Source organism: Pasteurella pantherarum (assembly GCF_049670885.1).
Taxonomy (GTDB): domain Bacteria; phylum Pseudomonadota; class Gammaproteobacteria; order Enterobacterales; family Pasteurellaceae; genus Pasteurella.
The window spans coordinates 1,294,116-1,306,928 of the sequence record NZ_CP187173.1 but is presented as its reverse complement, the minus strand read 5'-3'; the positions used below and the strand labels follow the sequence as shown (position 1 = coordinate 1,306,928).

The following is a 12,813-nucleotide window of genomic DNA, read 5'->3' as shown; positions in this document are numbered from 1 at the left end:
ATCATTTAAATTTAAGTTAACTTAAAAAGTTAAAAAGAGTCGGAGATTAAAACATGAAAAATCAAGCTCTCAGAACGCTGTTTTGGGGATATGTTTTTATTCACGCTATTTCTGTTAATGCTGAAAAAACGGAGCAACTCAATACTATCATTGTCCATGCTACCGCTGAACAAAAAGATGAACAGGGTAAAGATGAAGAATATCAACGTAATATCACCAATATGTATGCAGGGAAAGAGACGGTTGAACGCTATAAAGGCACCGCACCAGCCGATTTATTCCAAGGTTTTAATGGGGTTTACAGTGGTGATGCTCGGAACAGTGGGGCAGTCGATCCCAATATTCGAGGGATACAAGGACAAGGTCGTATTCCTGTCACTATTGATGGAACAGAGCAGGCAATCACCACTTGGCGAGGCTATAACGGTGCCAATAACCGCAATTATCTTGATCCAAACCTTATTGGGGGGATCACCGTGGAAAAAGGACCTGAGCTGGCTTCTGGTCATCATTCGGGAATAGGTGGAGCGGTAAAAATGCGAACCATCGATGCTGAGGATATTGTTAAACCTGGGCAGAAAATCGGTGTGGAATTGAAATTAGAAACAAGTAACAATTCTGTCAAAGAACGTATTCCAGATTTTAAGTGGGGACAGGATTATCGTGTTGTTGGTGATGGCACGCCAGGTGATTTTTCTCCTATTACATTGATCGAGCCGAAAACGAAAGGAAAATATTTTAAAGACAACGCCATCCGTTTAGCTATCGGTGTAAAAGAGGATAAATTCGATTTACTCGCAGCATATAGCTATCGCAGTAAAGGAAATTATCTGGCAGGGAAAGGGGGGGCTCACCAATATGAGGGGGTTATTGATCAAGAATCAGGACGGGATATTAGACAGATAGAGCCGAATTTGCCTTTTGCCGCCTCTATTTATCGTCCACATACAGAAGTGCCGAATACATCAAGCAAGATGGAATCGTATTTATTCAAAAACACGCTACGTTTAACCGATAAACAAACATTGAAAATGGGGTACCGCAATACCCAAATCACCTACGGTGAAATTATGCCGTCTCGTCTTGATTTTAAAGCCTTTCATGGATTTGTTCCCCAATGGCCTCTGGCAACGGTGAAGCAGAATGCCTTTAATGTAGACTATGAATATAACCCAGACAATCGATGGATTAATCTTAAAGCTGGCGTTTGGTATACCCGAACAAAGAGTGATACCAATACTTCAGGGGGTAATCCACGTGAAGCGAATTCAATGGATATCAATTGGACAATAGCCACGAGCGAATGTGTTTCTGTTAATCCGTCGCCAACAACGCCACATGATTATCTGATTATTGACCATGAGTGTTTGGCTAGAATTGGCAATCCATTAGTTGAAGAAAACCCGAATATCGACGGTAAATATAGCTATGTTAATGCCGCTCAAGTCAATGCCTATAATACTCGTCGAGGCGTTCACTTAAGTAATACGATAAACCTAACGGATAAACTGGATCTTACGCTTTCAGGTACATTACAAAAAGAATTGTTAACCAGTCGCCATTTCAATGCTAAACCCAACCCAAGTAGTACTTATGAAAGTCCACCACGTGCTGGACGACGTAAAGAATGGGATGTAACTTTCAATTTTAACTATCGTCCTACCGATTGGCTGCTACTCACTGCGGGTGCCCGTTATAACGAATATTGGTCTTTTGATGATTATTTGGATTATTTGGTGAAGTCAGGGGAATTATATAAACCTTATATTGATGAGGATGATGAAGATGAAACGGTTTATCAACCTGAAATTAATATTGGACAATCAATTTATTATTCTGAGAAGATGAATAAAGATGAATGGGGACAATATGTAACATTAGAAAACCACTTGGAAGAATGTGGTCGCAACAGTGACAGTGATTGTTATGATGAAACATATACAAAATTAGAAAAATTGAAGAACGGAGCAAACTATATTTCAGATGGCAAACGTTATTATGGTGGGAATGGAAAGGGGCTAATAGAGTGGTATTATCGTGAAGATGGACGGTTACATCGAGAAGACAATCCTTTCTATAATGGCAAATTCAAAAATGAAAAAGTCAAAGATCCGATTACAGGAGAATTTGTTGATAAATATCAATTAGAGAATACAGGTACGGTAACAGAAGAAATAAAAGAAAGCGATAAATTAACCCAAGTGGAGAGAAAACGTGGGCATGCTTTTTCTCCAGCATTTTCTGCAACTGCATTTTTCTCTGAACATTCCCGTGTGTATATGCGTTATATTCAATATGCCCGCATGCCAAGTATCTTTGAAACTACCGTCGGTTTTTCCGCAAGTGCAGATACCTCAGCACGGTTTAAACATGCCACATTGAGACCAGAAAAAGCTCGTCATATTGAGATCGGCTATGTCCATGATCTTGGACATTATTTCAGCACACCAACTAAAGCCGATATTAAATTAAGCTACTACCATAATGAAACGAAAAATGTGATAGATCGTGATACTGAATTTCGTTTTGTGCAATTAGATAAACGTAAATTAGCAGGGATTGAATTACAGGCTCGTTATGATAATGGTGATGTATTTGGTGATTTAGGGGTTGAATATCATCTCAAAAATAAAGTTTGTGACGCCAATACAGCAGTGGAGCTTGATCCTGTTCAAATGCGTGTCCCAACCTGTATAACAGGCGGTTTTGCTTGGGGATATTTGCGTACGCAATTGCAACCCAAATATTCGATCAGTGCTAATTTAGGGGCACGTTTCTTGGCTCGCCAGTTAGAAATCGGGACTCGTTGGCTTTATCACAGTAAAGCAAAAAATAAAGACGAAGACCGATTATGGAACTTGAAGATTCTAAATGAAGGTGTTTGGAACCGACCGATGTCTTGGCAACCTGTATTAACGGTAGATGCCTACATTAAATACCAATTTTCACCAAATTTAAGTATGGAATTAACGGGAACGAATTTAACTGACCGTTATTATCTTGACCCGATGACACGTTCAATGATTCCCGCACCAGGCAGAACGGTGAAGTTGGGGCTGACGGCAAAATTTTAGTTGAACCTTGATGTTCTTCTAAAAAAGTGGCAGTAAAACCCGATAAGCCCAAGTCGTTTTACTGCCTTATGAAAACATACCATTTCGCTTAAGAAAGTGTATGAATATTGATTGATAATCATGGATTCTTCGAAAATATTTACACAAGGGCAAACGTTTGCGTTATAATGCCCGCCTATTTTTATTCCCTTTCTAATCATTTACATTTAAGGATTTTTTAATGCAATCTCATCGTCCTATTCGTCAAGCATTATTGAGCGTTTCTGATAAAACAGGCATTGTGGAATTTGCCCAAGGTTTAGTTCAACGTGGTGTGAAATTACTTTCAACGGGGGGAACCGCAAAATTATTAGCGGATAATGGTCTAGCGGTGACAGAAGTGTCTGATTATACAGGCTTCCCTGAAATGATGGACGGACGGGTAAAAACCTTACATCCTAAAGTGCACGGTGGCATTTTAGGTCGTCGTGGCACCGACGATGATGTGATGAGCCAGCACGGTATTGAGGGCATTGATATGGTGGTGGTGAATTTATACCCTTTTGCTGCTACCGTTGCCAAACCAAATTGCAGCCTTGAAGATGCCGTGGAAAATATTGATATCGGCGGACCAACAATGGTGCGTTCTGCGGCGAAAAATCACAAAGATGTGGCGATTGTAGTCAATAATCATGATTTTGATGCCATTTTAGCGGAAATGGATCAGCATCAAAATGGGCTAACCTTAGAAACCCGTTTTGATTTAGCCATTAAAGCCTTTGAGCATACAGCACAATATGACTCCATGATTGCGAATTATTTTGGTCAATTAGTGAAACCTTATTTTGTGGCAGAGGAAGAAGATCCAGAAGCCAAGTGCGGTCAATTCCCTCGCACATTAAACTTAAATTTCATTCGTAAACAAACCATGCGTTATGGTGAAAATGGTCATCAAAAAGCCGCATTTTATGTAGAAAAAGAAGTGAAAGAAGCTTCTGTTTCAACCGCAAAACAATTACAAGGTAAAGCCCTTTCTTATAATAATATTGCTGATACGGATGCTGCCCTTGAATGTGTGAAAAGTTTTGATGAGCCCGCTTGTGTGATCGTAAAACACGCAAACCCTTGTGGCGTGGCGTTAGGGGAAGATATTTTAGAAGCCTACAACCGTGCTTATCAAACGGATCCAACTTCTGCTTTTGGTGGCATTATTGCCTTTAACCGTGAATTAGATGCGACCACAGCACAAACCATTATTGATCGTCAGTTTGTTGAAGTGATTGTTGCCCCAACCGTGGCAGAAGAAGCAAAATCCTTGTTAAAAGCCAAAAAAAATGTGCGTGTGCTTGAATGTGGCAAATGGGAAAAAGCACAGCCTCGTTTAGACCTTAAACGTGTGAATGGCGGCTTGCTTGTTCAAGAAGCGGATTTAGGCATGGTTGATTTGGCGGATTTAAAAGTGGTGAGCAAACGTCAACCAACAGAGCAGGAATTGAAAGACTTATTGTTCTGCTGGAAAGTGGCGAAGTTTGTGAAATCCAATGCCATTGTGTATGCCAAAGATAATCAAACTATCGGCATTGGGGCTGGGCAAATGAGCCGTGTATATTCAGCGAAAATTGCGGGTATCAAAGCCCAAGATGAAGGATTGGATGTGGCTGGTTGTGTAATGGCATCTGATGCCTTCTTCCCATTCCGTGATGGCATTGATGCGGCTGCTAAAGTAGGCATCCAATGCGTGATTCATCCAGGCGGTTCAATGCGTGATCAAGAAGTGATTGATGCGGCGAACGAACACAATATGGTGATGGTTCTAACAGGAATGCGTCATTTTAGACATTAATATCACGAATTAACACAGGAAGATTATTTATGAATATTCTCATCATCGGAAATGGCGGACGTGAACACGCATTGGCTTGGAAAGTGGCACAATCACCATTAGCAGATAAGGTTTTTGTGGCACCGGGCAATGCGGGCACAGCATTAGAAGAGAAAGTGGAAAATGTAGCAATTGCGGCGACGGATGTGGAAAAACTGGTTGCCTTTGCACAAGAAAATCAAATTGGGTTAACCATTGTGGGACCTGAAGCCCCTCTCGTGATTGGTGTGGTGGATGCTTTTCGTGCGGCTGGATTGAAAATTTTTGGTCCAACCAAAGCGGCAGCACAATTAGAAGGCTCAAAAGCCTTTACCAAAGATTTTTTAGCTCGTCACCAAATTCCAACCGCAGAATATCAAAACTTTACCGAGGTTGAGCCTGCACTTGCCTATTTGCGTGAGAAAGGGGCACCGATTGTGGTAAAAGCCGACGGACTTGCAGCAGGGAAAGGCGTGATTGTGGCGATGACATTGGCGGAAGCAGAAGCTGCCGTAAAAGATATGTTGTCTGGCAATGCTTTTGGTGAAGCGGGAAGCCGTGTGGTTATTGAAGAGTTTTTAGATGGCGAAGAAGCCAGTTTCATCGTGATTGTGGACGGTAAAAATGTGGAACCGATGGCAACCAGTCAAGATCACAAACGTGTGGGCGAACAAGATACGGGCTTGAATACAGGGGGAATGGGGGCTTATTCCCCAGCACCTGTGGTGACACCAGACATTCATGATCGCATTATGCAAGAAGTGATTTATCCGACGGTCAATGGTATGGCGGCAGAGGGCAATGTGTACACTGGTTTCTTATACGCTGGCTTGATGATTATGCCGAACGGTCAACCGAAAGTGATCGAATTTAACTGCCGTTTTGGGGATCCTGAAACCCAACCGATTATGTTACGTTTAGAATCTGATCTGGTTGAGCTTTGCCTTGCTGCTTGTGATGGGCAGTTGGATCAGAAAAAATCCCAATGGTGTGAAAAAGCTTCGCTCGGTATTGTACTGGCGGCGGAAGGTTACCCAGGGGATTATCGCAAAGGGGATGAAATCACTGGCATTGAAAGTGCGGTAGAAAATCAAAAAGTTTTCTTAGCAGGCGTTGAAAATAAAGACGGTAAATTAGTCACCAATGGTGGACGTGTGGTTTGCGTCACTGCCTTAGGTGATAGCGTGTATGATGCACAGCAACAAGCCCTTGCCCTTGCAGAAAAAGTGAAATGGACAGGGCGTTTTTATCGCCGTGACATTGGTTATCGAGCGGTGGCAAGAGAGCAAAATCAAGCTTAATTGAGAATGATGAATTTTTTTCATCGAAAAAATGAAAAAATTCCCACGAAATTTTAATTAAAAAATACCGTGTAAACGAGTACACTAAACCAATTCATCATCATCTTTACTTAAAGAGGAAATCATAATGTTAAAAAGAAGTATGAACATCGCTGATTACGATCCCGTTTTATGGCAAGCTATTCAAGACGAAAATCGTCGCCAAGAAGAACATATTGAATTAATCGCTTCAGAAAACTACGCTAGCCCACGTGTGATGGAAGCACAGGGTTCTCAATTTACCAATAAATATGCAGAAGGTTACCCAGGCAAACGTTATTACGGTGGTTGTGAATATGCAGACATCGTAGAGCAATTAGCCATTGATCGTGCGAAAGAATTGTTTGGTGCTGATTATGTGAACGTACAACCTCATTCAGGCTCACAAGCCAATGCGGCGGTTTATGGTGCATTATTACAACCGCATGATACTATTTTAGGCATGAGTTTGGCACATGGTGGTCACTTAACCCACGGTGCGTCAGTGAGTTTTTCAGGCAAAATCTATAATGCAGTACAATATGGTATCACTGCAGATGGTTTAATCGATTATGAAGATGTGCGTCAAAAAGCCTTAGAATGCAAACCAAAAATGATCGTTGCAGGTTTCTCTGCATACTCTCAAGTGGTTGATTGGGCGAAAATGCGTGAAATCGCTGATGAAGTGGGTGCTTATCTTTTCGTTGATATGGCACACGTTGCGGGTCTTATCGCAGCGGGTGTTTACCCAAGCCCATTACCACACGCACACATCGTAACAACTACAACACACAAAACTTTAGGTGGCCCACGTGGTGGTTTAATTCTTTCCAATGCGAAAGATGAAGATCTTTATAAAAAATTACAAAGTTCTGTGTTCCCAGCAAACCAAGGTGGCCCATTAGTTCACGTGATTGCAGCAAAAGCCGTTTGTTTCAAAGAAGCCCTTGAGCCTGAATACAAAGTGTATCAACAACAAGTGGTGAAAAATGCTAAAGCGATGGTGGAAGTGTTCAAACAACGTGGTTATAACGTGGTATCAAACGGCACTGAAAACCACTTATTCTTAGTGGATTTAGTCAGCCACGGTTTAACAGGTAAAGCGGCAGATGCAGCTTTAGGCAAAGCAAATATTACCGTGAATAAAAATGCGGTACCAAATGACCCACAAAAACCATTTGTGACTTCAGGTATTCGTGTTGGTACACCTTCTATTACACGTCGTGGTTTTAAAGAAGCGGAGTCTGCGGAATTGGCAGGTTGGATGTGTGATGTGTTAGACGCCATTGGCAAAGACAACGAAGCACAAGTGATTGCAGATACGAAAGAAAAAGTATTAGCAATTTGTAAACGTTTGCCAGTGTATGCATAGTTATTCATAGTACAATCATTTTTCTCTTTTCATTGTAACGGTGGCTTAGGCCACCGTCATTTTTTCTTCTTTTTCATTATTTTTAATGCCTTGGGTCAATGCTCATGAAATTGAAAACGGCTTTGGCCAACCCCTGTATTTTTGCAAGCGGTGATTTCCTATCTTAATCAAGACCTTTCATCAGTCAGTTAAGAAAATGATCTGTTAATTGGAGTGGAGCAGAACGGTCTTTAGATGAAAAATGAAGTGATGAGTTTGCGTTAAGGAATAAAAAAGTGCGGTGCAAATTAAAAAATTTTTGATTTTGCACCGCACTTCGTTTTGTTTGTGATGAACGAGTTAAATATTAAGGAATATCATTCAACTCATCGTTATCCACCTTCGGTGGGAGCATATGTTCACGTTTTAAACCTAGATCATAAGCTAATGCAATCGCCACGAAAATTGATGAATAGGTACCGAAACCAATCCCAATTAATAAGGCGACAGAGAAGCTGTGGATACTTGGACCACCAAAGACTAAGAGCGACACCACCACGATCACCGTAGTCGCAGATGTCATTAAGGTTCTGGATAAGGTTTGTGAAAGCGAAATATTGATGATATCCAACACTTCAGTACGTCGAATTTTACGCATATTTTCACGAACACGGTCAAATACCACGATACTATCGTTTAGTGAGTAACCCACAACAGTCAAAATGGCTGCCACAAAAGTCAGATCGATTTCGATTTGTAATAACGCAAATAAGCCTAACGTGACAATCACGTCGTGTGCTAAAGAGGCAACTGCCCCCACCGCGAGACGCCATTCAAAACGCATGCCGATATACGCTAATAGCATTAATAAGGTCGCTAAGGTGGCATAAATCGCAGATTGCGTGAGTTCTTCCCCCACGTTAGGCCCCACAAACTCAATACTGTGTACAGTCACAGAGGGATCAATATTTTCTGCCATCATTTGTTTGACTTTGTTCCCCACGTTGGCATCACTCACCGCTGCAGGCAGGCGAATAATGATATCACGCACACTGCCTGAGTTTTGTACTACGGCACTGTGAATTTCATTATTTTCTAAGGTGGCACGAACTTTGTCTAAGTCAGCAGGTTGGGAAAAACTGATATCAATAACCGTACCGCCAGTGAAATCTAATCCCCAGTTAAATCCTTTGCTATAAACAAAGAAAAGCGATAATAAGATGGCAAGCACCGAAACCATATAGCCCCATGTGCGAGCTTTCATAAATTGAACTAAGCGATAAGGAAGTTTCACTTCCCCGTTCTCACTGTTCGCTAATGGCTTTTTATTTTCAAATAAACTCACAATATCCTCACTAAATCGATAGTTTGTTGATACGTTTGCCACCGTATAGGAAATTGACGATTGCTCGTGTTCCAACAATTGCGGTAAACATGGAGATCGCGACACCAAGGGCAAGGGTAATGGCAAAGCCTTTAACAGGACCTGCACCAACAGCATATAAAATAACGGCAGTGAGGATGGTGGTTAAGTTCGCATCAAAGATACTGGTAAATGCCCCCGCATAACCTTCATTAATGGCTTGCTGAATTGGACGACCATTGCGAATTTCTTCTTTAATCCGCTCAAAGATCAATACGTTGGCATCAATGGACATTCCAACAGAAAGCACAATACCCGCAATACCTGGCATGGAAAGTGTGGCACCTGGTAATAAGGACATTAAGCCAACCACTAGAATGATATTGGCAACTAACGCAATATTAGCGATCATCCCGAATTTACGATAGTAAAATGCAACGAAAATGACGACAGCAATTAAGCCCCATAAACTGGCTTCTAAGCCTTGGCGAACATTTTCTGCCCCTAGAGATGGTCCGATGGTACGTTCTTCCACAATTTGGATAGGTGCAATTAATGCCCCTGAACGTAGTAATACCGCAAGATTTAAGGCTTCAGCAGGACTATCAATACCGGTAATTTGGAATTGGCTACCAAAACGCCCTTGAATGGTGGCGACATTGATCACTTCTTCATGTTTTTCAAGAATGACTTTATCATTTTCATCTTTTTTACCGCTGTCTTTATATTCTACATATAAAGTTGCCATCGGTTTTTTCAGATTCAAACGTGTTGCTTGCGACATGATTTCGCCACCTTCACTGTCTAAGGTCACACTGACCTGTGGGCGTGAAGTCTGTTGGTCAAGTCCAGAACTTGCGTTAGTGATATGTTCCCCCCCTAATACCGCACGTTTATAAAGTACGATTGGGCGACCATGACGATCAAGTTTGACTTCAGAATCCGCAGGCACAAAACCACGGGAAGCCGAATCCAAATTGACATTTTCATTCACTAAACGGAATTCTAATGTTGCCGTTGCACCTAAGATTTCTTTGGCTCGGGCGGTATCTTGAACACCAGGTAATTCCACCACGATACGCTCAGCCCCTTGACGTTGAATGACTGCTTCAGAGACACCTAATTCAGAAACACGTTTACGTAAAATGGTGAGGTTTTGCTCAATGGCACTTTCACGTGCATTATTGAGAGCCGTATCAGATAAAGCCAGCAAGAGGGTATTTTGAGAAAGACTGGTGATATTTAAATCATGATGCTGTTTACGTAAAAAGCGTTGCACATCATCTAATTGCTCAGGTTTGAGTAGTGTAATTTGAGTGCTGAAATTTTCTGCGGATTTAATCGCAGTATATTGATATTTTTCTTTGCGTAATTGGGTGCGTAAATTATCTTGTAGCTGTTCTTGGCGTTTACTTAACGCAGAATTCATATCCACTTCCATTAAGAAGCGTACACCGCCACGCAAGTCAAGCCCCCACTTCATTGGATATGCCCCAATTGCGGTGAGCCATTTAGGTGTTGCAGGTGCAAGATTCAGTGCCACGGTATAACCATTTCCTAACTTTTCGGATAATTTATCTTTTGCAAGGAGCTGATCATCGGTGTTATGAAAGCGAGCTAGAATGGATCCTTTCTCTAAAATGATGGATTTCGTGTCTAATTGATTTTCTTTTAACAGGTTTTGAACATGACTAAATACTTCTGTATTAGCCTCTTGGCCACGGGTTCCAGAGATTTGAACGGCGGGATCTTCACCGTAAAGATTTGGAAGAGAATATAAAATACCTACGATGACCGTTAAAATCACCACAATATTCTTCCAAAGAGGGTAACGATTTAACATAGTTTTCCCTTTAGGTGTGTAGGTTGTTGACAATTCAGAAATTATTGCGTTGCTCGGTGTGAGCAACGCAACGCTTGGGAGGTCTACAGACAAATAAGCATATCTTTATCGTAAGCGAGTAATGAAATGACACCATGATAAATTGAATTGCCACAGACCATAAAAAAATTAAGATTTTAATGAGCCTTTCGGTAAAATCGCAACAACATAGTTACGAGCAATCGTCACTTCTGTTGTGTCGTTTAATGCGATCACAATACTGTCATCTAACACTTTTGTGATGCGACCCACTAAACCGCCAGCGGTTAATACTTCTGAACCTTTCGCAAGTTCAGACATTAATTTTTTATGCTCTTTATTTCGTTTTGCTTGCGGACGATAAATCATGAAATAGAAAATCAATCCGAATAAAACGAAAATAAACAACATTGACATTGGGCTACCTTGTTGAGCTTCCATTTGTTATTTCCTTTATAAAGTTAAAATATGATGGCTTGTTGATTAAGGCGTGCTAATGCCTTTGAAAGCATTTTTAGCACCTCAGTAATCAACAAGCCTTGAAATTTGACGAAAAAATCGCTTGCTAAAAATACCATAAAATCCAATGAAGTGAAAGAAATTGGCATTATTTTTGGTGCGACGTCAGTTATCCTTGAGGTTGTCGAAACAAGCTTGTTCCCCCACTGACTTTTCGCTCAAGAAGTAAGGGGGACGAGGGGATGCACCTCCTTGACGGTTATTGCAACGACAAGGCGAGCCTTTCATCAACGAAAGGGAGAGGATATTTCAGGCATATTGATGATGTCTGTTGCAATTTCCTGCGTAAATGCCATGTCATGAGAGGTGATGAGCATCGGTAACTGAGAGTGCAACAGAATCTGAGTTAAGCGAGCGACACTGTGAGGATCAAGGCTGTTGGTTGGCTCATCTAATAATAAGACCTGAGGTTGCATAGCCAGCACGCCTGCCAGTGCGGTGAAGTTTTTTTCACCTCCAGACAGTTGGTTGACGGAACGCATGGCTAAATGGGAAATACCGAGCTGTGCCAGTTGTTCCTCTGCGATAGCGTAAGCCTCTTCTTTGGATTTTCCTTGATTAAGAGGACCAAATGCCACGTCATCAAGCACAGTCGGCCCAAACAATTGATCGTCTGGTTGTTGAAAAAGTAGTCCGATTTTTCCCCGTTTTTGGGCAAATTGCTTTTCTGTTTTACATTCATCACCCAATAAATAAATGTGTCCTTCAAAAGGAATAAAGCCAAGCAGACTATGAAGCAAAGTGGTTTTACCACAGCCAATTGGGCCGCACAAAACAAGACGCTGATCTTGGTGTAGGCTAAGCGTAAAATGATTGACGATGGTTTTTTCTTGTCTTGTTATGGATAAATTTTCGGTTCTAATCATGACGGGGACGTTTGGGGTTATCATAACAAAATCCTCTGGCTCGTAAGGCTCTATCAAGTTGTTCTGCTTTATATAAGGCGTGAATTAACAATAAAGTAACACGCTGTGAAATGACATAAAGGGTTCTTTTATTACAACCAGCTTGAAAGCCACGGGCTTGCATGGCTCGTTCTAAAGTGCGGTGGGTTTCTGAAAAGATTTTGATGTAGCGTAAGGTTAACAATGCCAAGTGTGCAAATTTCGCTGGAATAAAGCGGTGTTGTAAAATTTGGATTAATTGCAATTCAGATAATTCTTGCAGCAATATGCGAATGGCAAGGGTGATTAAATTCATTTTTGCGATCAGCAAAAACGCAAGTTGTTCCCTTTCAGGGGAATAATGCCAGCCATCTTGCCATTGATAACGCATAGATAACCAAAGCAATAGGCTGAAAATGTTAAATAATGCCAAAAATTTCACGGCAGACAGAAACTGACGATGTTTGTATTTCTGCACGAGAAAATACGTCACAAAAGGCAAAAATAACAGCAGTGCAACACTTAAGTGAGAAATCACACTGAAGACAAAAGCAAGAAGGATCGCAAGGTAAAAACGTTGGCTTGGACTAAGCATGGTTTTG

9 protein-coding genes are annotated in these 12,813 nt (G+C 41.3%); 4 read left to right on the top strand and 5 right to left on the bottom strand.

Annotation, left to right across the window (positions count from 1 at the left end; translation table 11 throughout):
• Positions 1-53: 53 nt before the first annotated feature.
• From ACPEEM_RS06160 to glyA, 4 genes are all read left to right on the top strand, one after another.
• Complete coding sequence (locus tag ACPEEM_RS06160) at positions 54-3,074, top strand: TonB-dependent receptor domain-containing protein (protein ID WP_424406354.1); 3,021 nt, start codon at positions 54-56, stop codon at positions 3,072-3,074.
• 220 nt (positions 3,075-3,294) lie between these two features.
• Positions 3,295-4,896: a bifunctional phosphoribosylaminoimidazolecarboxamide formyltransferase/IMP cyclohydrolase gene (gene purH, locus ACPEEM_RS06155; protein ID WP_424402658.1), complete on the top strand. Its 1,602-nt coding sequence runs from the start codon at positions 3,295-3,297 to the stop codon at positions 4,894-4,896.
• A 29-nt stretch (positions 4,897-4,925) separates the two neighbouring features.
• Positions 4,926-6,215: a phosphoribosylamine--glycine ligase gene (gene purD, locus ACPEEM_RS06150; protein WP_424408183.1), complete on the top strand. Its 1,290-nt coding sequence runs from the start codon at positions 4,926-4,928 to the stop codon at positions 6,213-6,215.
• Positions 6,216-6,342: 127 nt separating this feature from the next.
• A complete protein-coding gene (gene glyA / locus ACPEEM_RS06145; RefSeq protein WP_424402660.1) occupies positions 6,343-7,605 on the top strand; it encodes a serine hydroxymethyltransferase in 1,263 nt (420 codons plus the stop codon).
• Positions 7,606-7,951: 346 nt separating this feature from the next.
• Here glyA and secF read toward each other — a convergent pair whose 3' ends face one another.
• The 5 genes from secF to ACPEEM_RS06120 all read right to left on the bottom strand — a co-directional run bounded on the left by secF (position 7,952) and on the right by ACPEEM_RS06120 (position 12,806).
• Entirely contained in the window at positions 7,952-8,929 is a 978-nt protein-coding gene (secF, locus tag ACPEEM_RS06140; protein WP_424402661.1) for a protein translocase subunit SecF, read from the bottom strand.
• Between the two features lie 10 nt (positions 8,930-8,939).
• Complete coding sequence (secD, locus tag ACPEEM_RS06135) at positions 8,940-10,790, bottom strand: protein translocase subunit SecD (RefSeq protein ID WP_424402662.1); 1,851 nt, start codon at positions 10,788-10,790, stop codon at positions 8,940-8,942.
• Between the two features lie 168 nt (positions 10,791-10,958).
• Positions 10,959-11,249, bottom strand: a complete 291-nt coding sequence (gene yajC, locus ACPEEM_RS06130; protein WP_424408181.1) for a preprotein translocase subunit YajC — start codon at positions 11,247-11,249, stop codon at positions 10,959-10,961.
• Between the two features lie 305 nt (positions 11,250-11,554).
• Positions 11,555-12,193 carry an energy-coupling factor ABC transporter ATP-binding protein gene (locus ACPEEM_RS06125; protein WP_424406106.1) on the bottom strand — a complete coding sequence of 213 codons (639 nt, stop codon included), beginning with the start codon at positions 12,191-12,193 and terminating at the stop codon, positions 11,555-11,557.
• Entirely contained in the window at positions 12,186-12,806 is a 621-nt protein-coding gene (locus ACPEEM_RS06120; RefSeq protein WP_424402664.1) for an energy-coupling factor transporter transmembrane component T family protein, read from the bottom strand. Before ACPEEM_RS06120 ends, ACPEEM_RS06125 begins: the two co-directional genes overlap by 8 nt.
• Positions 12,807-12,813 lie beyond the last annotated feature (7 nt).

Excerpts from the sequence above, each read along its gene's own strand:
- ACPEEM_RS06160 (WP_424406354.1), top strand. The coding sequence starts at position 54 with ATGAAAAATCAAGCTCTCAGAACGCTGTTTTGGGGATATGTTTTTATT.
- purH (WP_424402658.1), top strand. The coding sequence starts at position 3,295 with ATGCAATCTCATCGTCCTATTCGTCAAGCATTATTGAGCGTTTCTGAT.
- purD (WP_424408183.1), top strand. The coding sequence starts at position 4,926 with ATGAATATTCTCATCATCGGAAATGGCGGACGTGAACACGCATTGGCT.
- glyA (WP_424402660.1), top strand. The coding sequence starts at position 6,343 with ATGTTAAAAAGAAGTATGAACATCGCTGATTACGATCCCGTTTTATGG.
- secD (WP_424402662.1), bottom strand. The coding sequence starts at position 10,790 with ATGTTAAATCGTTACCCTCTTTGGAAGAATATTGTGGTGATTTTAACG.
- yajC (WP_424408181.1), bottom strand. The coding sequence starts at position 11,249 with ATGGAAGCTCAACAAGGTAGCCCAATGTCAATGTTGTTTATTTTCGTT.
- ACPEEM_RS06125 (WP_424406106.1), bottom strand. The coding sequence starts at position 12,193 with ATGATTAGAACCGAAAATTTATCCATAACAAGACAAGAAAAAACCATC.
- ACPEEM_RS06120 (WP_424402664.1), bottom strand. The coding sequence starts at position 12,806 with ATGCTTAGTCCAAGCCAACGTTTTTACCTTGCGATCCTTCTTGCTTTT.